A 26,088-nucleotide genomic window follows, 5' to 3' on the forward strand; every position below is an offset into this window, starting at 1 on the left:
GGACCGCCTCACCCGATGGAGGAGACATATGGAAGGCCTGCTGGAACCGGCTGCGAATCAGCCCGCCGCGACGGTCGAGCCGCCGCCCGCGATATTCAATTTCGCGGCTTACCTGTTTCAACTGAATGAATCGCGCGCTGGCAAGACTGCTTATATCGACGACACCGGCACCACCACATACGGCGAACTCGAAGAACGGGCCCGCCGCTTCGCGAGCGCATTGCGCACACTCGGCGTGCATCCGGAAGAACGCATACTGCTGGTGATGCTCGATACCGTCGAGCTGCCGATCGTCTTTCTCGGTGCACTCTATGCGGGCGTCGTGCCGGTCGTCGCGAATACCCTGCTCACTGCCGCCGACTACGTGTACATGCTGACGCACAGCCACGCGCGCGCCGTGATCGCATCGGACGCTTTGTTGCCGAATGTCACGCAGGCGATGGATACCGCCGAACACGACGGTTGCCAGTTGATCGTCTCACAGCCGCCCGAAAGCGAATCTTTAACAGCGCCGCGACTCAATGATCTGATCGACGCGGCCACACCGGCCATCAAAGCGTCCACGACAGGCTGCGACGATATCGCGTTCTGGCTGTATTCATCGGGTTCGACCGGCAAACCGAAAGGCACCGTCCACACGCATGCGAATTTGTACTGGACCGCCGAGTTGTATGCGAAACCGATTCTTGGCATCGTCGAAAGCGATGTGGTTTTCTCGGCGGCCAAATTGTTCTTTGCGTACGGTTTGGGTAACGGTCTGACGTTCCCGCTCTCGGTCGGCGCTACGGCCGTACTGATGGCCGAACGCCCCACCGCCGACGCGATTTTCACGCGTCTCGTGCAACATCGCCCGACCATTTTTTACGGCGTTCCGACGCTCTACGCGGGCATGCTCGTCTCGCCCAACCTGCCCGAGCGCGTCGATGTCGCAATGCGCGTATGCACGTCGGCGGGCGAAGCGCTGCCGCGCGAAATCGGCGAGCGCTTCACCGCGCACTTCGGTTGCGAAATTCTCGACGGTATCGGCTCGACCGAGATGCTGCATATCTTCCTGTCGAATCGCGCGGGCGAAGTCGAATACGGCACCACGGGCCGCCCCGTTCCCGGCTACGAAGTCGAGTTGCGCGACGAAGCCGGTCATGCGGTACCTGACGGCGAAGTCGGCGATCTGTATATCAAAGGGCCGAGCGCGGCACTGATGTACTGGAGCAATCGCGAGAAGTCCCGCGCGACGTTCCTCGGCGAGTGGATTCGCAGCGGCGATAAGTACTGCCGGCTCGCGAACGGCTGCTACGTGTATGCGGGCCGCAGCGACGACATGCTGAAAGTGAGCGGCCAGTATGTATCGCCGGTCGAAGTGGAGATGGTGCTGGTACAGCACGACGCGGTGCTCGAAGCGGCGGTGGTCGGCGTGGATCACGGCGGCCTCGTAAAGACTCGCGCGTTTGTGGTGTTGAAGCGTGAATTCACGCCGTCTGAGATACTCGCGGATGAGTTGAAAGCTTTCGTCAAGGGACGGCTCGCGCCGCATAAGTATCCGCGCGATATCCTGTTCGTCGATGATTTGCCGAAAACCGCGACCGGCAAGATCCAACGCTTCAAACTGCGCGAACTGTCATAAGGTGATCCATGCAGAACCCCACAACCACGGCCGTTGCTAGCGATTTCGTAGAATTAGCCGCCACGGCATCGCATGGGCCGTTGCGCATCGAATATCGTTGGGTGAATGAAGCGGCGGGCACTGCGCCCATCGCCGTCTTCCTGCATGAAGGGCTCGGCTCCGTCGCGATGTGGCGCGACTGGCCGCAAGCCTTGTGCGAGCGGCTCGGCATGCGAGGCCTCGTCTATTCGCGGCCCGGCTACGGACTCTCCACACCGCGTGAGCATGACGTCAAATGGCCGGTCGACTTCATGACCGCGCAAGCGCGCGATATCCTGCCGGCCCTGTTCGATGCGCTCGATATCGGCATGCATGAACGCAAACGCATGTGGCTGGTCGGCCACAGCGACGGCGGCTCGATTACGCTGCTGTACGCGGCGCTGTATCCGGATGCATTGGCCGGCGCGGTGGCAATCGCACCGCATGTATTCGCCGAAGATATCTCGGTGGAAAGCATCGCGCAGACCAAGCAACTCTACGAAACTACTGATCTGCGCAGCAAGCTAAGCCGCTATCACGCCGACGTCGATTCCGCGTTCTACGGCTGGAACGATATCTGGTTGAATCCTGCGTTCAGGGAATGGAACATCGCCGGTGAACTGGACACCATCAGGCAACCTCTGCTCGCGGTGCAAGGTCACGACGACAACTACGGCACGATGGCGCAGATCGATACGATCAGCGAGCGCGTTGCGCATGCGCAATTAGTCAAACTGGACGCTTGCGGGCACTCGCCGCATCGCGATGCACCGGATGCGTTGAACGAGGCGATTGCAGCGTTTGTTGCGCGGCAGCGTTGAACATCGCATGAGCACGCTCTCTCGCCAGGCTATCGTGTCTTTTCTAGCGTGTGGATCGCAGTAATAGTCGCGCGAACAAGTGCGCAATGCAAAATCGCGGCGCGTCCGCAAGACACGCCGCGGCAAAGCCACCCCGCTTAAATCACGGTCGAAAGGCCCAACGTCAATACCAGCGCCGTCACCGAAATGATCGTTTCGCAGACGGTCCACGTCTTGAAGGTTTGCGGCACAGTCATGCCGAAGTACTCCTTCACCAGCCAGAAGCCGCCGTCGTTCACGTGCGAGAGGATCAGCGAACCCGCACCGGTGGCCAGCACCAGCAACTCGGGCCGCACACCGCCTACCGTGCCCGCCGCCGCTGCGGCGATCGGTGCAATGATGCCTGCCGCCGTCGCCATGGCCACCGTTGCAGAACCCGTCGCGACGCGAATCAACGCCGCTACCAGCCACGCGAGAATCAACAGGGGCACATGCGCGCCGGTCGCTACATCGACGATCGCCTTCGACGCGCCGCTATCGATCAGAATGCGCCCAAAACCCGCACCCGCTCCCACCACCAGCGTAATACCCGCAGTCGGTGCAAGACACTCGTTAGTGAACTTGAGGATCTGCTCGCGGTTAAAGCCGCGTGATTTGCCGAACGTATAGAAGCTCAACAGCACCGCCAGTAGCAAAGCCATGTCCGGGTGCCCGATCAGACGCAGTGCGTTGTTCAGAGACGATTTGGCCGGCACGATCACATCCGCCCAACTGCCGACCAGCATCAACAACACCGGCAACAGCACCGTCAACAAGGTGATGCCGAAGCCCGGCAGTTCCTGGTGCGAGCGCTTCGCGTCCTGTTCGATGAACTGCTGCGCCATCGGATTGATGCCGTCGAGCACGACGAAGCGCGCAATCAGCTTGGAGAACAGCGGACCCGCAATCGCCGCAGTCGGAAGTCCGACGATCAGCGCGTAGAAAATCGTGTGGCCGATATCCGCGTTGTATGCGGTGACAGCGAGCAATGCAGCCGGGTGCGGCGGAATCAGCCCGTGCACGACGGACAAACCCGCCACCATCGGAATGCCGACACGAATCATCGAGGTACCGGTGCGCTGGGCGACGTTGAACGCGATCGGAATCAGCAGCACGAAACCGACTTCGAAGAACACCGGCAAGCCGACGAGGAACGCGATGCACATCATCGCCCAATGCACGTTCTTCGGCCCGAACAGGTCAATCAGCGTGCGCGCGATACGTTCCGCGCCACCCGATTCGGCCATCATCTTGCCGAGCATCGTGCCGAGGCCGACCACGATGGCAATGTGGCCGAGCGTACCGCCGACGCCGGTTTCGAACGACTTGAGAATCGACGTCGCCGGCATGCCGACGGCGAGCGCCAACGCCACCGACACCATCATCAACGTGATGAACGGATTCATCTTGAAGCGCGCGATCAGCACGACCAACGCGATGATGGCAATCAATGCATAGACGAGTAACAGACTTCCTTGAACGGTCGCCATAGGTGCTCCTGAAGAGAAAGATCCGCGCCGCAGCTTCCGTTAAGCGGAATGTTGTATGCGCACAGCGCGGGCGGGCGGACTTAGAACTTGTGGCGGATGCCGGCGACGGTCACGAACTGTCCGTTGTTGCTCGACGGGTTCGAAATGCCTTCGACCCATGCATGCGAACCGGATGCGCGCTGGTAGATGCCGTTCAGGTAGAGATCGGTGGTCTTCGACAGGAAGTACTCGCCGCCGACACTCACCTGGTTGTAATGCGCATTGGTGGCTGTCGTACCACTGGTGTTCTGCGTCGTGTAGATGTAGCCGAGCGCAAGCAGCGTAGCCGGCGTGAACTGATACTTCACGCTGGCTTCGTAGTTGGCGAAACGCAGGCTGCCACCGCTGAGCAACTGGAACTGCGAATTCGTGTACAGCAGCGCGACGGTTGCCGGGCCGAACACGTACGAACCGCCTGCACCCCACACCTGGTTGCGCTGCACGCCACTGATGATCGACGAGCCGGTGTTGTAGTAGTTGTCCGAAGGCGCCGCGCCCGTGGTGTTAGTGGCCGGCTGATTGACCAGCGAGTAAGCCGCGTCCAGATGCAGCGGACCGTTCACATAATCGGCACCGACGCTCCATGCGCGGTTATTGGCGAACTGCCCCGCCGTATTCGAGAACGCGTACATCGCGTTTGCTGTGAACCCTGCATACGTCGGCGTGGTGTACTTGACCGCGTTGTTGGTACGGTACGTGTTGTTGATATCGTCGTTGTCGTAGATCGCGTTGCCATACTGGCTCATTGCGCCGACGCCATTGATCTGCATGTTCGACAGATAGTCCTGCACGCTGTTGTACTGACGGCCGAGCGTGATCGTGCCCGCCTTGCTATTGGAAAGTGCAACCCATGCGCTACGGCCGAACATACGACCGCCCTGACCCGATGCGCCATTCTCCAGGCTGAAGCCATTTTCGAGCTTGAACAGCACCTTGTTGCCGCCGCCCAGATCTTCGGTGCCGAGCAGGCCCCAGCGCGAACCTTGCACGTTGCCCTGCGTCGTCTGATACGCCTTCTCACCCTTCTGGTTATTGGTGAAGGTGAAGCCGGCATCGACAATGCCGTACAGCGTCACGCTGCTTTGCGCGTGGACGGCTTGCGCGGCGAGTCCGGCGGCAGCGAACGCGATGGCCGTACGAAGAATCTGTTTGTGCATCATGGTTTCCTCAAGTCGATAGAGAAGCGAACGCCGGTTACACGTGGATGTTCCGGCGGTATCAGTAGTACTAAGCGGGCAAGTCAAAGCGGCACCGGAATGGAGTCCGGTGCTACGGTCAAACAACGGTCATCGATGAATCGATATGAAGCGGGAGAAAATCAGTCGGGCCAATTCCGGCGCGCGGCAATGCGGCGCGCGTCGCGCTGGTAGAACGGTGTGACGACGGGTTCCGGCGACTGCCGTGCGCGCTCGAGCTCGGCGGTGAGCCGCGCCAGTACGATCTGTTCTTCACCCGGGTGCAGATTGCACGGGTCGAGGAAAAAGAAATGCAGTTCCGCTTCATGGTCGCGCACGATCACCGGCACCTCGCCTTCGGGCGGCCGCGCGAGCGCATCCGCGAGATCCCATGCGGTGATACGAGCCTGCTTGGGATCGATATGCAGTTTCAGACGGTCGAGCGGATTGCCGGTCGGGTCGGCATCGATCTCCGCCCAGACGCCGTCGCAACGATTCAAGGTCTCGCGCCACAGCGTGAGGTAGCCGCGTTCGCGGGCGCGAACCGCGACATGGTCGCGCCGCTGCCATTGTTCGAGCGCGGCGATCGCGCCGACAATGCCTTCCTTGCCCACTTTCATGCCGCGGCCAATGCCGCCGTTCTGGAAATACGCAGCACGTACCCGCGCTTTCTTGCCCGCGACGATGCCGGCGGTCAGCCCACCGAGAAATTTGTGCGCCGAGTAGAGCGCGATATCGGCACCGGCCGCAATGAATCGCTTGAGGTCGTATTCGGAAGCCGCATCGACGATCACGGGCACGCCCTTCGCGTGCGCGACCGCAATGAATTCTTCGAGCGGGATCATGCCGAATTGCACCGTATGATGCGACACCACGTAAAGCGCTGCAGCCGTGCGTTCGGTGATGGCGGTATTCAGCTGATAGCCGTGTGCTTCGGTCGCCGCGCCCACCGGCACGACGCGCGCGCCGGACAGACGGATCGCCTGGTCCACCGGTGCGCCATAATTGACGAGGTGGCCGGTTTGAATCGCGACTTCGTGGCGCTCCAGTGAGGCCGTGTCGGGCAGCCGTTCGATCAGGCCGGGGTCGTCGCCCGTCATGGTGGCTGCAATACAAAGCGTGATCGCCGCCGAGCACGATGCGGTGATATACCCGGCTTCGCTGCCGCACGCTTCGGCAATCGCCGCCGAAGCCCTGCGTTGCAGATCGTCGATCTCGACGAATTGCGGCAGTACCTGCGCGACCGCGTCGATCACCGGCGCGCTAACACTGGACGCGCCAAGACTCGTCATCGTGCCCGAAGCATTGATGACAGGGCGTAAGCCAAAGCGAGAGCGAATGTCCATGAAGCGCCTCCAACCTGGTATTTCTTAATTATGGAATATATGTTGTAATTGCGGATCAGTTTAGCATACAATCACCCTGCGTCAACTGGACAAAAACAACCCGCCTCAGAGGAGCACGATGGCTCGCACGTCCCGACCTTCCGCGTCCGAAGCAGCACCCGCAGCGGAACCCGCCGCCGCAACCCAGGCTAAAAGCCGGGACGAAAGCGCCGCGCCGCGCACGCGCACCAGCGCGATCGATCGCGCCGTGCAGATTCTCGACGCGCTCCAGCAGGCGAACCGTCCCGCCACCGCGTATGAAGTCGCGCGCATGGTCGGCGCGCCGCTGTCCACCGTGTACTCGATCATCAACGATCTGGTCGAGAAGAACCTGTTGGCGCGGCGCGTGGACGGCACGATCTGGCTCGGCTCGCGTCTGTATGGATACGGCTTGACGTATGCCAGTTCGCTCGACTACCTCGCGGTCGCTCATGAAGAAATGCAGCGTCTCTCGGCGGAAGTCGAAGAGACCGTGCAGGTCTGCGGACTCGAAGACGGCATGATGGTCGTGCAGCAAATGGCCGAAGGGCCGGGGCATTTTCGTGTGACGTCGCGAGTAGGCAGTCGCGTGCCGCTCAACTGGACCGCGTCTGGCCGTTTGCTCGTCGGTCACCTGCCGGATGCCGAACGGGTTGCGTTCTTCGCCCAGCACGCGCAAAGCTCACCTACCGGGCGCGCGGAAACCCGCCCGCAAGTGCTTGCACAGATTGCGCGCGAAGCGCTGGAGGCGAGGCTCTCGATTCAGATCGGCGAATCGGATGCATCCGTGGCCTGTCTCGCGGCGCCCGTGCTCGATAACACCGGCACGTGCGTCTTCACGATTTCGATCGTGATGCCCGAGGCAAAAGCCGCACTCGGCACCGAGCGTTTCGCACAAGCCGTGCAGGCAGTGGCCGCGCGTATCGAAGCGCGCCTCGGCTGGCGGCATCGCGAGCAGGAGCCTGCAGCCTAACGCCGCTTAACGTCGAAAAGCCGAAAACCCGAAAACCCGAAAACCCAAAGCCCTTAGTCCCGTCCCGCACGCAATGCTGACTCCCTAAAGACCGCTCACCATTACTTCCCCATCGATGAACTGCTACGACCGGCTGCACACGCGCGGCCTCAAGCTCCCGCAAGTGCCGACGCCGATCGGCAATTTCACGCACTGCACACGCGAGGGGAACCTGCTGTTTCTGTCTGGCCAGGGTCCGCTCGACGAAACCGGCTCGCTGATGACCGGCAAGGTCGGCGCCACCGTCAGCGTGGACGAAGCGTATCGGCACGCGCAACTGGTCGGCCTGAATCTGCTCGCCGTGCTGCATAACGAACTGGGCGATTTGCGACGCGTGAAGCGTGTCGTCAAGCTGCTGGGCATGGTCAACGCGACACCGGATTTCACCGAGCATCCGCACGTGATCAACGGCTGCTCGGATCTGTTCGTCGATGTATTCGGCGATGCCGGTCGGCATTCGCGCTCGGCGGTCGGTGTCGGCTCGCTGCCGGGCAATATTACCGTCGAGATCGAGGCTATCGTCGCGATCGAGGATTGACTGCCGCCCAAATCTCAACAAATACCCAAATTTCCACATCTTCACAAAAGTTACACAGGTCAGCGACTATTCTTGCGCATCGCTAACCTGGGCACATGGATGCCCTGGCGCATCTTCCCCGTGCCGGAGACATTGCCATGTCTGTTGTGTCGAAGCCGTCCATTGCCTTCCGTAGCAAACGTTTGGCGGGCGCACTGGCCGCCGTGTCGCTCTGCGTGCTGCTCGGCGCTTGCGGCAACGACGATGACAAAACTCCGGACACGCGCGCGGCTGGTTCCACCGATAGCTCCACCAGCGACAGCAACACCGCCACGGCTCTGTCGGCGAATCCGTCCTCCGTTGCACCCGCGCCCCCCGCAGTGACGATTCAAACCCCTGCACTACCTGCATCAAGCGCCGACCCGGCATTGTCCGCCGCCGCGTCGACGCCGCTCGCCACACCTGTCATTCACACCGTCGACTGAGTTTCGCGCGTCACGCTTCGTGCGGGCGAGGCTCGCGTGTTGCGTGCATCGTTCCTTCACTGAAGATCGAAAGCCAATACCATGACCTCAAAAAATCGCCGTGATTTTCTACGCTCCGCCGCGCACGCCGCGGGTTCCGCCACCGCGTTGAGCATGTTGCCGCTGGGCATTCGCAACGCGCTCGCGATTCCCGCCAACAACAAGACCGGCAGCATTCGCGACGTCGAGCACATCGTCGTGCTGATGCAGGAAAACCGCTCGTTCGACCACTACTTCGGCACGCTCAAGGGCGTACGTGGTTTCGGTGACACGCGCGCGATCAACCTGCCCAACGGCAAGCCGGTGTGGTATCAGCCGCTTGCCGCGGATGTCGGTTACGTGCTGCCGTTCCGGCCCACCGCGCCAAACCTCGGCCTGCAATTCCTGCAGGATCTCGCGCATGACTGGACCAGCACGCACGCAGCATGGAACGGCGGCCGCTACGATCAATGGGTGCCGTCCAAGGGCACCACGACGATGGCCTACCTCACGCGCGACGACATCCCGTTTCACTATCAACTCGCCGACGCCTTCACGATCTGTGACGCGTACCACTGCTCGCTGATGGGCCCGACCGACCCGAACCGCTATTACATGTGGAGTGGCTGGGTCGGCAACGACGGCAGCGGCGGCGGCCCGGTGATCGACAACTCGGAACTCGGCTACGGCTGGTCCACGTATCCGGAAGTGCTGCAGAACGCCGGCATCACCTGGAAGATCTATCAGGACATGGGTACCGGCCTCAACGCCAGCGGCTCGTGGGGCTGGACGCAGAACCCGTACATCGGCAACTACGGCGACAACTCGCTGCTCTACTTCAACCAGTACCGCAACGCGCAGCCGGGCAACCCGCTCTATGACAACGCGCGCACGGGCACCAACGCAGCGAACGGCGACGGCTACTTCGACATCCTCAAGCGCGACGTGCAGAACAACGCGCTGCCGCAGGTTTCGTGGATCGTCGCGCCGGAAGCGTATTCCGAACATCCGAACTGGCCGTCCAACTACGGTGCGTGGTACATCGATCAGGTCCTGCAAATTCTCACGTCGAATCCCGAGGTGTGGAGCAAGACCGTCCTGCTGATCAACTACGACGAGAACGACGGCTTCTTCGATCACATGGCGCCGCCGTTCGCGCCGGCATCGAGCGCAAACGGCTTGTCCACTGTCGATACCAGCAATGAAAATTATCCGGGCAACGGCAAAACGGCCGCGGGTCCGTACGGACTCGGCCCACGCGTGCCGATGCTGGTGGTGTCGCCGTGGTCGAAAGGCGGCTATGTGTGCTCGGAATTGTTCGACCATACGTCGGTGATCCGCTTCATCGAAAAGCGCTTTGGCCAGCAGCACAATCTCGGCGAATCGAACATCACGCCGTGGCGTCGCGCGGTGTGCGGCGATCTGATGTCGGCGTTCAACTTCAGCACCCCGAACGATGCATTCCCGACGCTGCCGAGCACGAGCGGCTACGTGCCGCCCGATCAGAATCGGCATCCGGACTATGTGCCGCTGCCGCCGCTCCTTCAAGCGGTGCCGAAGCAGGAACCCGGCGTACGACCGGCTCGCGCTCTGCCGTACGAGTTGTTCGTGCGCGTGCACGGCGAAGGCTCGGCCAACAAGCTGACGATGCGCTTCGTCAACACGGGCCACACCGGCGCGGTGTTTCTCGTCTATGCAGCGAATGGCCTCGCCGCACCGCTTACGTATACGGTCGAAGCCGGCAAGCGGTTGCAAGATCAGTTACCGCTGAATATCGACGGCACGTACGATTTCACGGTCTACGGCCCGAACGGTTTTCTGCGCCGCTTCGCGGGCAAACCGGTCGCGAGAAGCTGGTGGAACGGCTCCGATATCGCCCGTCCGGAAGTCGCCGAAGGCTACGATGTCGTGAACGGCAACCTGCAATTGCGGCTGGAGAACGTGGGCAGCGCGCACTGCCAGTTCACCATCGTCAATGCCTATGACGCGAACAACGTGGTCAAGCACTCGGTACGCGGCGGGGATACCGAACAGTTGTACCTCGATCTGCGCAACGCATACGGCTGGTACGACCTGGTCATTACGGTCGACACGGACCCGTCGTTCGCGCGACGCTTCGCCGGACACGTGGAAACCGGCAAGAGCAGCATGAGCGATCCGGCGCTGGGTAGCTAAGTTTCAATCCAGTCCGTACCGAGAGAAACGGCCGCTGCGATAAAAAGCAGCGGCCGTTTTTTTATGCATTCGCGCCATCGCGCATCGATCGCGGCATCATCTGCATTCTCCTTTGATGTGAAACCATCTGCGTGCTTCGGCACACCGAGTCATCTCCACCGTTATCGTCATACGAATACAACGCTTCGCGATCCATTGCAGAGGCGCTGTTTCGGCATCTATTGAAAACCCCGCATCGAAAGAAAAAGTGTGTAGCATCGCGGCGCGCCGCCACAAGCGGCTCTCCCGGCAACCGTCAGAAACTGAAAGCATTACCCGCTCAAGTCCCCACTGCCCGCGCCGTATACCGCGTATGAGGCCCCCGCCTCACCGACTACGGCTCACTGCTTACTCCGAAAGACTCCCAACATGTTCTCCTCCATTCGCGCGCGCATCGTCGCCCTGTGCGTCGCCATCGTTGTGGTTGCGCTCGCTGCTAACGCTGTTCTCAACTATGTCGTCGCCAACTCGTATAACGCCGATGCGATCGAAAGCAGTTTGAACGCTGTCGAAAGCGGTCATGCCGACGGTATCGAAGATTGGATCGCCTCCAATAGTCAGATGATCAACTCGCTGCAGGACGCCGTGCTGCAACCCGATCCGTCCGCCGCGTTGAAGCAGATCGCCGCAGCCGGCAAGTTCACCAACGTGTACGTCGGCTACGCGGACAAGACCGCGAAGTTCTCCGACCCGACCGGCATTCCGCCCGACTACGATCCGACCGGCCGCCCCTGGTACAAGCAGGCCGCCGCAGCGGGTAAGCCGGTGGTGACGCCGCCGTATGTGGACGTGGGCACGGGCAAGCTGGTGGTCGCGTTCGCCGCGCCCGTGTTGCGCGACGGCGTGGTGAAAGGCGTGGTGTCCGGCGACGTCGCCATGGACAGCGTGATTGCAAACGTCAAGGCGATTCATCCGACGCCCGCGAGCTTCGGCATGTTGGTCGATGCAAGCGGCCATATCGTCGCACACCCGGACGCCAAGCTGACCTTGAAGCCGGTGTCGGACCTCGCACCCGCTCTCACCAGCGACAAGCTGGCCGCGCTCTTCGGCGCCGAGCACCCGGTCGAAGTCGACGTGAACGGCAGCACGAAGCTGCTGCGCGCCGAAGCCATTCCGGGCACCGACTGGTACGCCGTTGTCGCGCTCGACAAATCGGAAGCGACCGCGGGCATGCGATCGCTGTTGACCGCGTCGGTGATCGCCTTGATCGTGATCGCTGCCATCGCCGCCGCTATCGTGGCAGCGGTCACCGCCGTATCGTTCCAGCGCCTGTCGAAAGTACGCGATGCGATGGACGCGATCGGCTCGGGCGAAGGCGATCTGACACAACGTCTGCCGGCCATCGGCAACGACGAAGTCGCGCAGATCGCGCGCTCGTTCAATACCTTCATCGACAAGCTCAGCCACGTGATGCGCCAGATTCGCGATGCCAGCGAATCGGTGCGCGTGGCCGCAAATGAAATTGCCGCGGGCAACGTCGATCTGTCGGGCCGCACCGAATCCGCGGCGGCCAGCCTGCAACAGACCGCCGCGTCGATGGAAGAAATCACCTCGACGGTCACGCAATCGGCTAGCGCCGCGAAGCAGGCCGACGATACCGCCGTGTCCGCGTCGCAAGTCGCCTCGCGCGGTGGCGTGGTGATCGCCGAAGTGATTACGACGATGGGCGAGATCGAACATGCCTCGGTGAAGATCTCCGACATCATCGGCGTGATCGACGGTATCGCGTTCCAGACCAACATTCTCGCGTTGAACGCCGCGGTGGAAGCCGCACGCGCAGGCGAACAGGGCCGCGGCTTTGCGGTGGTGGCCGGCGAAGTGCGCAGCCTCGCGCAACGCAGCGCGCAGGCCGCGAAGGAAATCAAGGCGCTGATCGAAGCGACCGTGGCGAGCGTGACCTCCGGGTCGGGCCAGGTGCGCCAGGCTGGCGCGACGATGACGGAGATCGTCAGCAACGTCGCCAACGTGACGACCATCATTTCCGAAATCACCCAGGCAGCCAACGAGCAAACGCGCGGGATTCAGGAAGTAAACCGCGCGGTCAGCCAGCTGGACGAAATGGTTCAACAGAACGCCGCCTTGGTCGAGGAATCCACGGCGGCCGCCGCTGCATTGCAAAGCCAGGCCGTGAGTCTCGCGAGTGCCGTGACGCAATTCAAGCTGGACTAAGGTTCGCCAAAGGAAATCGCAGTGACGTTCTATAGAAATCTGAAGATCGCCGTCAAGTTGGCGCTGCTCGGCGCTGTGCTGCTCGCCGCCACGATGGTGGTGGGTCTCGAAGGCTGGCACGCATTGTCGAATACGCACGCGTTGCAAATTCAGTCTGCACAAACGCTCAGCCAGTATGCGCAAGCCGCCGACACCGCACGCGTCGCGCAAGTCGAATTCAAGAAGCAGGTGCAGGAATGGAAAGACCTGTTGCTGCGGGGCGCTGATCCGGCTTCGTTCACCAAATACCGCGACGCCTTCAGCAAGGAAAGCGGCACGACGCACGCCGCCCTGCTGCGATTGAAGGATCAGTTGAGTGCGCTCGGCGCCAACGTGGACGGTGTCGACAAGGCGCTCGCCACACACGCCTCGCTGCAGGACAGCTACCTCGACGCGCTCAAGCACTACGACGCGACCGATCCGAATACGGCACACGTCGTCGACGGTCTGGTCAAAGGCATCGACCGCGCACCGACCGCCGCTATCGACGACATCGTCGCCTCGGTGATGCAACAAGCGCAAGATTCCAACGTGCGCACGGGCGAGGCCGCGGAACAGGCGTACACGCTTGCCTGCGCGCTGCTGCTATCGGTCGTGATCTGCGCGCTCGGCGCGGGCACCGTCGCGATCTGGTTCCTGAGCCGCAGCATCACGTTGCCGGTGCGGCAGGCGGTGGGTGTCGCGCAAGCGGTTGCGGCAGGCGATCTGCGCGCCGACGTCGCCGTGATGAGCCGCGACGAAACCGGCCAGTTGCTGGTCGCGCTCAATGAAATGAACCAGCGCTTACGCAATATCGTCAGCGAAATTCGCGAAGGCGCGCAGACGATCTCGTCGGCCACGCAGGAGATCGCCGCCGGCAACCTCGACCTGTCGGCGCGTACCGAACAACAGGCCGCCTCGCTGGAAGAAACCGCCGCGTCGATGCAGCATTTCACGGACTCGGTTCAGCGCAACGCCAGCAGCGCGCGCGAAGCCACCACACTCGCGCAAACGGCTGCGCAAGCGGCGCGCGACGGCGGCATCGTGATGACCGATGCGGTACGCACAATGGGCCAGATCGACGCGGCATCCAAACGCATCGTCGATATCATCGCCGTAGTCGAGGCGATCGCCGCGCAGACCAACATTCTCGCCCTCAACGCAGCCGTCGAGGCGGCGCGTGCCGGCACGCAAGGGCGCGGCTTCGCGGTTGTCGCGAGCGAAGTGCGCAGCCTGGCCCAACGCTCGGCCGATGCCGCGCGCGAGATCAAGGCGCTGATTCGTGAGTCGGTCGCCACCATCGACGCCGGCACGCAGTTGATCAACCACGCGAGCAGTACGATGGACGGTGTGGTGCAAAGCGCGGGCAGCGTGACGCGCATCGTCGAGGCGATTGCGACCGCCAGTGTCGATCAGGCAGCGGGCATTGCGGAAGTAAACGATGCAGTCACGCAGATGGATCAGGTGACGCAGAGCAATGCGGCTTTGGTGGAGCAAGCGGCCGCCGCGGCCGATGCGGTGCAGAGCAAGGCATCAGGTCTGGTGCAAAGCGTAAGCTTCTTCCGGATCGGCGCCGCGGTTTCTTAATCAAGACTCGAAGTCGAGGCCGCCGAGCAATACCGTCGGCTCGGCCTGCGTGTGCGAGACAAAATCCAGTTCGCGCACATGGCGCCAGGCTTCGAGCTTGCGCGGCAACGCCGCCAGATAGCCGGCGAAACGCGCCGGCCCTTCCGCCCCCATCAACCGCTCGATCTCGTCGCTGTCCCAGGTCAAAAACAGATTCAAAGGATGCGGGTAGTGGCGCAGGTCTTCGATCGGCGTTGCGTGAATCCGCACGCGTGTGGGATGCCCATGCCCGCCGTAAGGCAGCACCTCGGTGTGCACGGTCGTGGCGAAACACGCACCGATAGCCTCGGCGATGCGAGGCGCAAACTGTTCATCGAAACGGGCGGCACTCTCTTGGCGCATCTATGTCTCCGGCGTTCTTCACAACGAGCGAAGCATCGTAGCACGCGAAACCAGCCGCATTCACGGAAGACGCGGCGTGCGCGGAATCCCTTCGGCAGGATTCTCCACGTCCTGCACGAGTTCCGCACGCAACGCCTTGCGAATCACCTTGCCGGTTGCGGTCAGAGGCAGGCTTTCCACGAAACGGATCTCGCGCGGATATTCGTGCGCGGCAAGGCGCGTTTTGACATGCTGCTGAATCTCGCGCACCAGTGCCTCATCGCCGATGAAACCGGGGTTCAGCACCACAAACGCCATCACGATCTCAGTGCGCTCGCGATCCGGCGCGCCGATCACCGCGGCCATCGATACCGCCGGATGCCGCAGCAATGAGTCTTCAATCGAGGCCGGTCCGATCCGGTAACCGGCGCTCGTGATCACGTCGTCATCACGGCCGACGAAGCGGATAAAGCCGTCTGCGTCGCGCGTGCCCAGGTCGCCGGTGACCAGAAACTTGCCACGGAATTTTTCGCGGGTTGCCGACTCGTTGCCCCAGTAGCCGAGGAACATTACCGGGTCGGGCGCGGCTACGGCGATATCGCCGATTGCGCCTTGCGGCAGTTCGTTACCGTCGGCGTCGATGATCGCCACGTGATGTCCCGGCACCGCGCGGCCGATCGCGCCGAAGCGCGGTTCGAACAACGCCGCGCACGACGACACCACAACGTTGCATTCGGTTTGTCCATAGAACTCGTTGATCGTCACGCCCAGCGCTTTACGTCCCCAGCCGATCAATTCCTCACCGAGCGATTCGCCACCGCTCGCCACGGAGCGCAGCGCGAGCGTCCAGCGTTCGGGACGCTCGACGCCGCGCATCATCTTCAGCGCGGTCGGCGGCAGGAATGTATGCGAGACCGCGTGACGCGCCATCAGGTCGAAGGCGGCGTGGCCGTCGAATTTCGCAAAGCGGCGCGCCAGCACCGCGACGCCGTGATGCCACGATGGCAGCAGCACATCGAATAGCCCGCCGATCCAGGCCCAGTCCGCGGGCGTCCACATCAGCGTCGCGTGTGCAGGGAAGCCCTGCTGGGACAGTTCGACACCCGGCAGATGGCCGAGCAACACGCGGTGGCCGTGCAAGGCGCCCTTCGGCTTGCCGGTGGTGCCGGAGGTGTAGATGATGACCGCGGGGTCGTCCGCGGCGGTATCGGCTGGTGTGAAGTCGGCGGATGCGGTGTTCAGTGTTTGCCAGAACGAGCGCGCTGGGGCTTGCTGGTCGTTGTTGTCACTGTCGATGTCGACGTTGAATACGTTGCGCAGGGTTGGTAGCGCGCTGCGGATTTCGTTGATTTTCTGCACGCCTGCGGTGTCGGTGATTAGCGCGACGGCGCCGCTGTCGTTGAGGCGGTGTTCGATTGCGTCGACGCCGAATAGCGCAAAGAGTGGTACCGCTACCATGCCGGCTTTGTATGCGGCCAGGTGGGCGATCGCCGTTTCAATGGACTGTGACAGGAAAATGCCAATGCGGTCGCCTCGTTGCGCGCCGGATGTGAGTAGCGCGTTTGCAAAGCGGTCTGATAGTGACTTTAGTTCGTCGAATGTGTAGCGGGTGGTGTTGCCTTCGGGGTCTTCGTAGATTAAGGCGAGGCGGCTCGTGCCGTCGGCCCATTTGTCGCAGACGTCGACGCCGATGTTGTAGTGCGGTGGGATTCGCCAGGCGAAGTTGGCTGTCAGCGATTCGTAGGTCTGGTTGTCGAGGTTCATTGGGGCTCCCTTTACCTGGCTCTTTCCTAACGTTTTTTGAGTTTAGCTCAAGGGTTTGGGGCGCGTGGTGGGAGTTTGGTTTTTTTATGGTTTTGGTCTCTTTTTTTTTGCGTGTTTTCACGTGGAGGGCTTTTTGTCTGTGCTTTTGTGGTGTTGGCCTTTCCTTGTTTTGTTAGTGGTCTATTGGCGTTGCCCCTGTGCGGGGCGGCACTTACTTTCTTTGCCGCCGCAAAGAAAGATAAGCAAAGAAAGCGGCTCAAACCGCTAATTCTTAAGCGGGGCCCTCGCACAGTTGCGGTAGTGGTGCATCTGGAATCCGTGCTCTCGCACATTCCGCGTTGGTGACAAAGGGCTCATCAGCGCCCACTCCGCACGGCGTGCGTCGCGGATGGGTTTGTCAGGGAAACCAATGGGGTGGGCCGGCGCGGTCTCCGTGGTGCGCAATTCTTCGTTTGTTCGGAGTTTTTTGAGCTTGGCTCAATTAATTTGGTTTGTCGTATACCGTCTCGCTCTCGAACAATGTCGTCGCCGTCCCCTCCTCCGCGGTGGCTGCGCTAGACGTGGCAACAGGCCTCGACAACGCCGCCTTGAGCTTGTCGCGATCCAGTTCCTTCTCCCATGCGGCAATCACGATCGACGCCACGCCGTTACCCATCGTATTGGTCAGCGCGCGGCACTCGGACATGAAACGGTCAATGCCGAGAATCAGTACCATCGCGGTCACCGGCACGGTCGGCACGACAGAAAGACTCGCGGCCAGCGTGATAAATCCTGCCCCCGTGACGCCAGTCGACCCCTTCGACGTCAGCATCGTCACTGCCAGCAATGTGATCTCCTGAGCAATCGTCAAATGGGTGTTCGTGGCCTGGGCGAGAAATAGCACCGCAAGCGTCATGTAGATATTGGTGCCGTCAAGATTGAACGAGTAACCCGTCGGCACGACCAGCCCAACAATCCCGCGAGAGCAGCCGAGTCGTTCGAGTTTTTCCATCAACTGCGGCAAGGCCGCTTCGGATGTCGACGTGCCAAGCACGATCAGTAGTTCATCCTTGATGTACACGACAAAACGCCACAAGCTGAAGCCGCATGCCCTCGCAATCAAGCCGAGGCCGCACGTGACGAACAGGAACGCCGTGAGATAGAACGCGCCGATCAGTTTCAACATCGGCAGCAAGGAAACGATGCCATATTTTCCAATCGTGAACGCGATGGCGCCGAATGCCCCAATCGGCGCGAGGCTCGTAATCATGCGCACGATCCGGAAGAAGGTCTTCGACAGCAGTTCGATCAAGCCAATGACTGGTCTCGCGGGTTCACCCATCACCGCGAGCGCCGTGCCGAACAGCATGGCGATCAGCAGCACCGGCAGAATATCGCCCTGCGTGAACGCGCCGACGAACGTCTCCGGGATGATGTGCATGAAGAAACCCGCGAGCCCGTCGCCGTGCGCGGCTTGCGCGGCGTAACTAGATACTGCGCCGGCGTCGAGTGTGGCGGGATCGACGTTAAAACCCGCGCCGGGTTTCAGTACATGCGCGGCTAGCAGTCCGATGGCAAGGGCGAGCGTCGATACCACTTCGAAGTAAAGCAAAGCTTTGCCACCCACGCGGCCCACTTTGCGCATGTCGTGCATGCTGGCAATGCCGGTCACGACAGTGCAGAAAATCACCGGGCTGATGATCATGCGCACAAGTTTGATGAAGGCGTCGCCGAGCGGTTTCATCGCCATGGCATCCGCAGGCAGGAAATGGCCCACGATCACACCAATAACGATCGCCACAATCACCTGCACGTACAGAACTTTATAGAGCGGTTTGCGTTTCATGTCTCCTCCGTTTTTAAAGGCAATGCGCGTCCCTTCCCTTCTGCCGGGGAATTCGTCACGCGCGTTCCGGTTGAATGGCGGCGTAAGTGCCGCCCAGGGACTTACAGCACGGCGGCCCAGCTATGCCGTTTGAAATGGGCCCGCTCGAACGCTTCAATGTCGTGCAGCGAAGCGAGCGTGAGGTCAATGGTGTCCATGCCTTCGATCACCATCTGTTTGTGACGTGCGCCAAGCGGGAACGTGAACACGTGACCGCTGGCGGCTGTCACCGTTTGCTGTTCGATGTCGATATGCAACTGCGCAGCGGTTTGCGTCGCCGCGTCATGCAGTAGGACGTCGACTGCCTCGCGTTCCAGTTGCACTAGCAGCAAGCGGTTATTCATCGCGTTCGAATAGAAGATCTCCGCGAAGCTCGGCGCGATCACCGCTTCGAAACCGAATTGCTGAAGCCCCCACACGGCATGCTCACGACTCGAACCGCAGCCGAAATTCGAGCCGCCGATCAGGATGCGGGCACCGCGGTACGACGCCTGATTCAGCACGCAATCTGAGCGCAGCTCGCCTTGTGCGTCGAAGCGCAAGTCGTATAGCAAACCTTCGCTAAGTCCAGCCTTGTCGATGATGCGAAGAAACTGCTTCGGCATGATCTGATCGGTGTCGAGGTTTTCGATCGGCAATGGCACGGCAAGCCCATCGATTTCAGCAAGTCTCGTCAGCATGATTGCGTCTCCAGCGTGCGGACGTCGGTGATGCGTCCGGTGAGTGCGGCGGCGGCGGCCATCGCAGGGCTCATCAGGTGCGTGCGGCCGCCGCGTCCCTGACGTCCTTCGAAGTTACGGTTGGTCGTGGACGCGCAGCGCTCGCCTACCGCGAGAAAATCGTCGTTCATCGCGAGACACATCGAACAGCCCGGTTCACGCCATTCGAATCCGGCATCGCGCAATGTCGCCGCGATGCCCTCGGCCTCGGCCTGGCGGCGCACGCTGCCCGAGCCCGGCACAACCATCGCGCGCACGCCCTGCGCGACGTGGCGCCCTCTAACAATTGCAGCGACCACGCGCAAATCCTCGATACGTCCATTCGTGCACGAGCCGATGAACACGCAATCGATCGGCGTGCCCGCAATCGGCTGGTCCGCATCGAGCCCGATATAGTCGAGCGCGCGCCGTAGCGCTGCGGCGGCCTCCGGTGTCTTTTGCGCAGCTGCATTGGGAATGCGTTGATCGACTGCAATCGCCTGATCGGGGCTCGTGCCCCATGTGACGAACGGCGCGATATCGTGTGCATCGAAATGATGTTCGACATCGAAGTCCGCGCCGGGGTCCGATTTCAGTTCGCGCCAGTCGTTCATTGCAGCAGCCCACGCGGCATCGTCAAGTGATGTTGCGTGCGCGCGGACGTAGTCGAAGGTGGTCGCGTCGGGTGCAATCAGCGCGGCGCGCGCACCGGCTTCGACAGTCATGTTGCATAACGTCATGCGTGCTTCCGCGGACAACGACGCAATCGTCGAACCGGTGAACTCCACCGCGTAACCACGCGCACCCTGTGCACCAATGCGGCTGATGATCCACAGGATCACATCCTTTGAGGATGTGCCGTAGGGCAACGCCCCGTCGATCGTGATGCGCATGGTTTGCGCGATGCGATAGACCAGCGTTTGCGTGGCGAGCACATGTTCGACCTCCGAGGTGCCGATGCCGAAGCCCAATGCCCCGAGCGCACCGTACGTAGTCGTGTGACTATCGCCGCATAGCACGACCATCCCCGGGCGAATCAAGCCGCGTTCGGGCGCAACGATATGTTCGATGCCTTGCAGCGGATCGTTCGCCGCGTACAGTTCGATACCCGCCCGCTCGCAGTTGCGCGCGAGATTATTCGCCTGCAATAGGGAAGCGGCATCGCGAATCACGCGCGGCGATTCCGCATGCGTTGGAATAATGTGGCTGACCACCGCCAGTTGCTGTCGCGGACGACGTACGGGCCGCGCTTTCGCCGCGAGCGCGCTGAACGCCTGTGGACTGGTGTATTCGTTCATCAGATGCAGATCGACATACAGCAACACGTTCTGCGCGTCGATGCGCGTGACGACGTGCGAAGCGACGAGCTTTTCGTAAAGGGTGAGTTTGGACATGACGATCTCGACGGCGGCTAGGAATGCAAAAACGGCAGGATGCGTTCAAGCAGGCGCTCGGGTGCTTCTTCCGGAATGTAGTGACCGCAAGGCAGCGCTTCACCGCTCACATGCGCCGACCACTGCCGCCATTCGGCGAGCGGCTCGAAGCATTGCTCGATCACGCCTTGTGCGCCCCACAACGCCATGAAATCGCACTCGATCTTCTGCCCTTCAGCGAGCGATGCACGGTCGTGATCGAGGTCGATCGTGATGCTCGCGCGGTAGTCCTCGCAGATACCGTGCGCGGTGGCGGGGTCTGACAGGCAGCGCAAATACTCGGCGTACGCGGTATCAGTGAAGGGCGCCAGGCCGGCGCTGCGCGCGCCTATGGTCTGCTTCAGATAGAGATCCGGATCCGTGCGGATCAGCGTTTCAGGAAACGGCGCGGGACGCACGAGGAAGAACCAGTGCCAGTAAGCGCGCGCGAACTCGAACGAAGTCTGCTCATACATGGCGAGGGTCGGTGCGACGTCCAGCGTGACCAGCTTCGTCACAGCTTGCGGATGATCGAGCGCCATCCGAGCGGCAACGCGCCCGCCTCGGTCGTGGCCGACAACAGCAAATCGTGTGAAGCCTTGAGCGCGCATCAACGACACCTGATCCGCGGCCATGCGGCGTTTCGAATAGTTGCTGTGGTCGGGCGCGCCTTGTGGTTTGCCGCTGTCGCCGTAGCCACGCAGATCCGCCGCAATGACGGTGAAGTGCTGGGTCAGCGTGGGCGCAACCTTGTGCCAGATCGCGTGGGTCTGTGGATGGCCGTGCAGCAGCAATAAGGCCGGGCCACTTCCGCCGCGGATCGCGTGGATCTGGATGCCGTCGACATGAGTCGACGCGTCGGTGAAACCTGTAAACATCGTTGCCTCCCGTATCAGAATGCAGTCTAATTGATGCCTGCAGCGATATGGTTTCTATTGAGGCAATCCGGAATTAACTTTTAGGAACGAATCGATGGACGGCTTTTCCGACCTGAATCTGTTCGCGCTGGTGGCGCGCCATCGCAATCTGGCGGCCGCGGCGCGCGAGCTCGGTGTGACGCCGCCGTCGATCAGCAAGCGTCTCGCGCAACTCGAACAGCGTCTGGGCGTCCGGCTGGTCAACCGGACCACGCGCCGCCTGAGCCTCACTGCCGAGGGCGAGATCTATCTGGCGAACGGCTCGCGCATCCTCGACGACCTCACTGAACTGGAACAACTGGTCACCAGCAGCCGCGCCGAGCCGACGGGGCTATTACGCGTGAACGCGTCGTTCGGTTTCGGCCGCGCGCACATCGCGCCGGCCATCTCGCGGTTCAGCGAGCGTTTTCCGTCGATGAAAATCCAGTTGCATCTCACGGACCGGCCGGTCAGCTTGCAGGAAGAAGGCTTCGATCTGGGCATTCGCTTTGGCGAGGTGCCGGATGCGCGTATCAATGCGCGTCTGCTGCTGAAGAACCAGCGGCTGGTGTGTGCCGCGCCGAGCTATGTGAAGCGGCATGGCGCACCGGCCATGCCCCACGATTTGACGCGCCATGCGTGCCTCGTCTTACGCGAAAACGAATCGGCGTACGGCACCTGGCATTTTGCGCGCGGCAAGAAGTCGGAGACGGTGAAGGTGGACGGTCCGTTGAGCAGCAACGACGGCAGCGCCGTGCTGAAGTGGGCGCTCGATGGGCGCGGCATTGCCGTGCGCTCCGCGTGGGAGATTTCACGCCACTTGCAACGTGGCGAGCTAGTACCGTTGCTCGCAGATTGGGCGCTGCCGAACGCGGACATTCACGCGATCTATCTGGAGCGGCATCGGCTGTCGGCGAAACTCAGGACGTTCATCGACTTTCTCGGCGACGAGTTGCAAGCGAGCGTGCGATCGGCTTAACGCACGTGAGGTACACCGAGCGCGGTATGGCCATCACGTGAGCCAGGGTGAATACCCGGCAGCGTGCGTGCTCACCCGGCGCGTTTGCTTCGTTCGGCGCGATTTGCGCGCCAGCGAATCAGCAAGCCGACCAGTGCGGCGAAACCCGCAGTGGCCGCGTAACCGGTGAAGCGAATCACCTCCTCGCTTGGGAGACGTGAGACCAACACAATGACAATGGCGATTGCAAGCAGAGCGAGAAATGCGAAGGTCCATTTCATCAGTGTCTCCCCTGAAATTTGATGTACTGCGAGGCGTGCGGCTATCTCGCCGTTTTGTTAAGCATACCCGTGAGTGAGACACCGGCGCTGGTGCTGCTCAAGCAGTCACCCCTCTTCCGCTTCCGTGCGCCTGCTGCAAAACAAACTCGATAAACGTTGCCGCCGCCCGCGTGTGATGGCGATTCGACATATAGAGCAGGTACATATTCGTACCGAAGATGCTTAAACGCCATTCGTCGAGCGCCGTTACTACATCCCCGCGACGCAGATCGTCCTGCACCACGTAGTCCGGCACCAGACCGACACCCAGGCCGGCCAGCACCGCCTGGCGCAGGAACAGAAAGTTTTCGGAAATAATCGTCGGTTCGAGCAGCACTTCGTGCCGCTCGTCGCGCAGGTAAGCCGCGACCCGCAACTGCTTGCCGACCACCGCCGCCGTAATCAGCGGTGCAGTGCGCAGATCATCGAGCCGCACCGGCATGCCGCGGCTTTCGGCAAAATCCGGCGAAGCACAAGCAACATATCGCACCGGCCCCATGTCGCGCGCAACGAGATTCTGCGGCGGCTCGGACATCACGCGAACCGCGATATCGACCTCGTCGCGCATCAGATCCTCGACGCGATTCTCGAACAACACATCCAGCACGATGCCCGGATAAAGACGCTTGAACGCGATCAGCCAATCCGACATCACCAGTTGCCCGTAGCCGCTCGGCACACTCAACCTGACCCGCCCCTGCAAGCTCTGCCCGAGCGTAGTGACCGATTCGCGCGCGGCCAGCAGTGCATTCTGGATCGTGCGGCCATGCTCGTATAACTGCAGACCTATTTCGGTCGCCTCAACCCGGCGCGTGGTACGCCTGACCAGTTGCATCCCGATCGAGCGCTCCAGCTGGTTCAGGTGGTAACTCACGTTTGCGCGGCTCATTTTCAGCCGGCGCGCGGCTTCGCTCAGATTGCCCGCATCGAGGATATCAACCAGCAAGGTCAGCGAATTGACGTCCATGGCTCATGCCTTTGTCAAAATAATTTTGACAGTCTGTCAATGGACTATGTAATTGTCAATAAACCTTGACCAACCGACAATCGGAGAATTCGCCAGACCCGGCATGCCCCGATCCAGCCCGGTAACAATCAGGAGACGACACGATGACCCTCACCCCTTCCGCCGACGTTGTGACGCGCGAATTGCGCGGCAAAGTCCTGCTGGTCACGATCGACCACGCGCCCGTCAACGCCCTCTCCGCGGACGTGCGGCGCGGCCTGCTCGCCGCTATCGAAGCTGCGGACGCCGACAGCGCCGTCGAAGCCGTGCTGATCGTCGGCGCCGGACGCAACTTCATCGCGGGTGCGGACATCCGCGAGTTCGGCAAGCCGCCGGTGCCGCCGTCGCTGCCGGACGTCTGTCACCGCATCGAGTCGTGTGCGAAACCGGTGGTGGCCGCCATTCACGGCGCCGCACTCGGTGGCGGCCTGGAAGTGGCGCTAGCGGCGCACTACCGTCTCGCGGTGGATGGCGCAAAGCTCGGGTTGCCCGAAGTGCAACTCGGCCTGCTGCCAGGCGCAGGAGGCACGCAGCGTACGCCGCGCCTGATCGGCGCGCCGGCCGCCCTCGACCTGATCCTGAGCGGCCGTCATGCCGGCGCGAAGGAAGCGCTCGCGCTCCGCCTCATCGACCGGCTCGGCAGCAGCGACGACATCCTTGCTGAAGGACTCGCCTATGTGCACGAACTGCTGGCCGCTCACGCCCCAGTGCGGCGCACGCGCGATGCCGCTGCGCTAAGCGACCGCGCCGCGAGCCTCGCCGCCGTTGCCACGGCACGCGCGGAAACGACGAAGAAATCGCACGGCCTGTTCTCTCCGCTAAAAATCGTCGATGCGGTAGAAGCCGCCGTCGAACAGTCTTTCGAAGACGGCCTGCGGCTCGAACGCAAACTGTTCCTCGAATGCATCGATAGCCCGCAGCGTGCCGGCTTGATTCACGCGTTCTTTGCCGAACGCGAAGTGCTCAAGGCGCCGGAAACGCGCGAGGCAAAGCCCCGCGCGCTGAATAAGATCGGCGTAGTGGGCGGCGGCACGATGGGCGCGGGCATCGCGGTCGCCGTGCTCGACGCGGGCTTGCCGGTGACGATGATCGAACGCGACGACGCGTCGCTCGCGCGCGGCCGCGCACACATCGAAAAGGTCTACGACGGCCTGATCGCCAAAGGCCGCATGAGCGCGGAGAAGAAAGCCGACGTCATGACGCGCTGGCATGGCAGCACCTCGTATGACGCACTCGCCGAAGCCGATCTGGTGATCGAAGCCGTATTCGAAGACTTGGCGGTGAAACAGGCCGTGTTCGCCGAACTCGATCGCGTCTGCAAAGCCGGCGCGGTGCTCGCCACCAACACGTCTTATCTCGACATCGACGCGATTGCGGCTAGCATTTCACGCGCTGCGGACGTAATCGGCCTGCACTTCTTCTCACCTGCCAACATCATGAAGCTGCTGGAGGTGGTGGTGCCGAAGCAGGTCAGCGCCGACGTGGTCGCCACGGCGTTCGAACTCGCGAAGAAGCTGCGCAAGACGCCGGTGCGTGCCGGCGTGTGCGACGGCTTCATCGGCAATCGCGTGCTCGCGGTGTATCGCAGCGCGGCGGACGCGATGATGGAAGACGGTGCGTCGCCGTATCAGATCGATGCAGCAGTGCGTGCGTTCGGCTTCCCGATGGGTCCGTTCCAGGTGGTCGATCTGGCGGGCGGCGACATTGGTTGGGCCACGCGCAAGCGGCGCGCGGCCACGCGGAACCCCAAAGCACGCTATGTGCAGATCGCCGACCGCCTCTGCGAACGTGGCTGGTTCGGCCAGAAAACCGGCCGCGGCTTTTATCTGTACCCCGAAGGTTTGCGCAGCGGCACGCCCGACCCTGAGGTCGAGGCCATCATCGATGCCGAGCGTGAACGCGCCGGCATTACGCCGCGCACGTTCACGGACGAAGAAATCGTACGCCGCTACATGGCTGCGATGATCAACGAAGGTGCCAATGTCGTGCACGAAGGCATCGCGCTTCGGCCACTCGACGTCGACGTGACCTTCCTCTATGGCTACGGCTTTCCGCGCTATCGCGGCGGTCCGATGAAATACGCCGACACGGTGGGTCTCGCCAAGGTTCTCGCGGACATTCGCGAGTTCGCCAAGGAAGACCCGCTGTTCTGGCAAGCGTCGCCGCTGCTGGTCGAACTGGTCGAGCGCGGTGCCGACTTCGCGAGCCTCAACCAGACGGCTTGAGACGCCACATCATTTGGCG

The 26,088-nt window shown here is 61.9% G+C and carries 21 protein-coding genes; 10 read left to right on the forward strand and 11 right to left on the reverse strand.

What is annotated here, in order from left to right; all coding sequences use genetic code 11:
• The first annotated feature begins 28 nt into the window (after nt 1-28).
• Complete coding sequence (locus KHO31_RS02365) at nt 29-1,621, forward strand: benzoate-CoA ligase family protein (RefSeq protein WP_211622624.1); 1,593 nt, start codon at nt 29-31, stop codon at nt 1,619-1,621.
• An 8-nt stretch (nt 1,622-1,629) separates the two neighbouring features.
• On the forward strand, nt 1,630-2,460 hold the full coding sequence (locus KHO31_RS02370; RefSeq protein ID WP_201069796.1) for an alpha/beta fold hydrolase: 831 nt from the start codon (nt 1,630-1,632) through the stop codon (nt 2,458-2,460).
• 137 nt (nt 2,461-2,597) lie between these two features.
• Here the strand turns inward: KHO31_RS02370 and KHO31_RS02375 are convergent, their stop codons facing one another.
• From KHO31_RS02375 to KHO31_RS02385, 3 genes are all read right to left on the reverse strand, one after another.
• The gene (locus tag KHO31_RS02375) at nt 2,598-3,968 is read right to left on the reverse strand and encodes a GntT/GntP/DsdX family permease (protein WP_201069798.1); all 1,371 of its coding nucleotides are present in this window, start codon (nt 3,966-3,968) and stop codon (nt 2,598-2,600) included.
• A gap of 80 nt (nt 3,969-4,048) precedes the next feature.
• On the reverse strand, nt 4,049-5,164 hold the full coding sequence (locus KHO31_RS02380; RefSeq protein WP_407945919.1) for a porin: 1,116 nt from the start codon (nt 5,162-5,164) through the stop codon (nt 4,049-4,051).
• A gap of 161 nt (nt 5,165-5,325) precedes the next feature.
• Nucleotides 5,326-6,528: an aminotransferase class V-fold PLP-dependent enzyme gene (locus tag KHO31_RS02385; protein ID WP_211622627.1), complete on the reverse strand. Its 1,203-nt coding sequence runs from the start codon at nt 6,526-6,528 to the stop codon at nt 5,326-5,328.
• 118 nt (nt 6,529-6,646) lie between these two features.
• On the opposite strand from KHO31_RS02385, the gene KHO31_RS02390 reads away from it, so the two are divergent.
• The 6 genes from KHO31_RS02390 (at nt 6,647) to KHO31_RS02415 (ending at nt 14,566) form a co-directional block, all read left to right on the forward strand.
• Nucleotides 6,647-7,519: an IclR family transcriptional regulator gene (locus KHO31_RS02390; protein WP_201069801.1), complete on the forward strand. Its 873-nt coding sequence runs from the start codon at nt 6,647-6,649 to the stop codon at nt 7,517-7,519.
• Between the two features lie 115 nt (nt 7,520-7,634).
• On the forward strand, nt 7,635-8,096 hold the full coding sequence (locus tag KHO31_RS02395) for a RidA family protein (protein WP_201108095.1): 462 nt from the start codon (nt 7,635-7,637) through the stop codon (nt 8,094-8,096).
• Between the two features lie 137 nt (nt 8,097-8,233).
• Nucleotides 8,234-8,560 carry a hypothetical protein gene (locus tag KHO31_RS02400; RefSeq protein ID WP_201069803.1) on the forward strand — a complete coding sequence of 109 codons (327 nt, stop codon included), beginning with the start codon at nt 8,234-8,236 and terminating at the stop codon, nt 8,558-8,560.
• An 81-nt stretch (nt 8,561-8,641) separates the two neighbouring features.
• On the forward strand, nt 8,642-10,753 hold the full coding sequence (locus KHO31_RS02405; RefSeq protein WP_211622628.1) for a phosphocholine-specific phospholipase C: 2,112 nt from the start codon (nt 8,642-8,644) through the stop codon (nt 10,751-10,753).
• 408 nt (nt 10,754-11,161) lie between these two features.
• A complete protein-coding gene (locus KHO31_RS02410) occupies nt 11,162-12,961 on the forward strand; it encodes a methyl-accepting chemotaxis protein (protein ID WP_201108093.1) in 1,800 nt (599 codons plus the stop codon).
• Nucleotides 12,962-12,982: 21 nt separating this feature from the next.
• A complete protein-coding gene (locus KHO31_RS02415; protein ID WP_201069806.1) occupies nt 12,983-14,566 on the forward strand; it encodes a methyl-accepting chemotaxis protein in 1,584 nt (527 codons plus the stop codon).
• Here KHO31_RS02415 and KHO31_RS02420 read toward each other — a convergent pair whose 3' ends face one another.
• The 6 genes from KHO31_RS02420 to KHO31_RS02445 all read right to left on the reverse strand — a co-directional run bounded on the left by KHO31_RS02420 (nt 14,567) and on the right by KHO31_RS02445 (nt 21,542).
• Nucleotides 14,567-14,947, reverse strand: coding sequence for a DUF5594 family protein (locus tag KHO31_RS02420; protein ID WP_201069808.1), 381 nt, complete (start codon nt 14,945-14,947; stop codon nt 14,567-14,569).
• Nucleotides 14,948-15,007: 60 nt separating this feature from the next.
• Entirely contained in the window at nt 15,008-16,690 is a 1,683-nt protein-coding gene (locus KHO31_RS02425) for an acyl-CoA synthetase (protein WP_201108092.1), read from the reverse strand.
• 481 nt (nt 16,691-17,171) lie between these two features.
• The gene (locus KHO31_RS02430) at nt 17,172-18,515 is read right to left on the reverse strand and encodes a dicarboxylate/amino acid:cation symporter (RefSeq protein WP_236071044.1); all 1,344 of its coding nucleotides are present in this window, start codon (nt 18,513-18,515) and stop codon (nt 17,172-17,174) included.
• A 101-nt stretch (nt 18,516-18,616) separates the two neighbouring features.
• Nucleotides 18,617-19,231, reverse strand: coding sequence for a 3-isopropylmalate dehydratase small subunit (leuD, locus tag KHO31_RS02435; RefSeq protein WP_201123073.1), 615 nt, complete (start codon nt 19,229-19,231; stop codon nt 18,617-18,619).
• Nucleotides 19,228-20,646, reverse strand: a complete 1,419-nt coding sequence (gene leuC, locus KHO31_RS02440; RefSeq protein ID WP_201123054.1) for a 3-isopropylmalate dehydratase large subunit — start codon at nt 20,644-20,646, stop codon at nt 19,228-19,230. The genes leuD and leuC overlap by 4 nt, the downstream gene beginning before the upstream one ends.
• Nucleotides 20,647-20,663: 17 nt before the next feature.
• Entirely contained in the window at nt 20,664-21,542 is an 879-nt protein-coding gene (locus KHO31_RS02445; protein ID WP_201069814.1) for an alpha/beta fold hydrolase, read from the reverse strand.
• A 94-nt stretch (nt 21,543-21,636) separates the two neighbouring features.
• On the opposite strand from KHO31_RS02445, the gene KHO31_RS02450 reads away from it, so the two are divergent.
• The gene (locus KHO31_RS02450) at nt 21,637-22,539 is read left to right on the forward strand and encodes a LysR family transcriptional regulator (RefSeq protein ID WP_201069816.1); all 903 of its coding nucleotides are present in this window, start codon (nt 21,637-21,639) and stop codon (nt 22,537-22,539) included.
• 71 nt (nt 22,540-22,610) lie between these two features.
• Here KHO31_RS02450 and KHO31_RS02455 read toward each other — a convergent pair whose 3' ends face one another.
• Together KHO31_RS02455 and KHO31_RS02460 are read right to left on the reverse strand one after the other, a co-directional pair.
• A complete protein-coding gene (locus KHO31_RS02455) occupies nt 22,611-22,799 on the reverse strand; it encodes a hypothetical protein (RefSeq protein WP_201069818.1) in 189 nt (62 codons plus the stop codon).
• 97 nt (nt 22,800-22,896) lie between these two features.
• On the reverse strand, nt 22,897-23,805 hold the full coding sequence (locus KHO31_RS02460; protein ID WP_201069820.1) for a LysR family transcriptional regulator: 909 nt from the start codon (nt 23,803-23,805) through the stop codon (nt 22,897-22,899).
• A gap of 143 nt (nt 23,806-23,948) precedes the next feature.
• Between KHO31_RS02460 and KHO31_RS02465 the strand changes: the two genes are divergently transcribed.
• A complete protein-coding gene (locus KHO31_RS02465) occupies nt 23,949-26,069 on the forward strand; it encodes a 3-hydroxyacyl-CoA dehydrogenase NAD-binding domain-containing protein (protein WP_211622629.1) in 2,121 nt (706 codons plus the stop codon).
• Nucleotides 26,070-26,088: the final 19 nt, after the last annotated feature.

The organism is Paraburkholderia domus, assembly GCF_905220705.1.
Classification (GTDB): Bacteria; Pseudomonadota; Gammaproteobacteria; order Burkholderiales; family Burkholderiaceae; genus Paraburkholderia; species Paraburkholderia domus.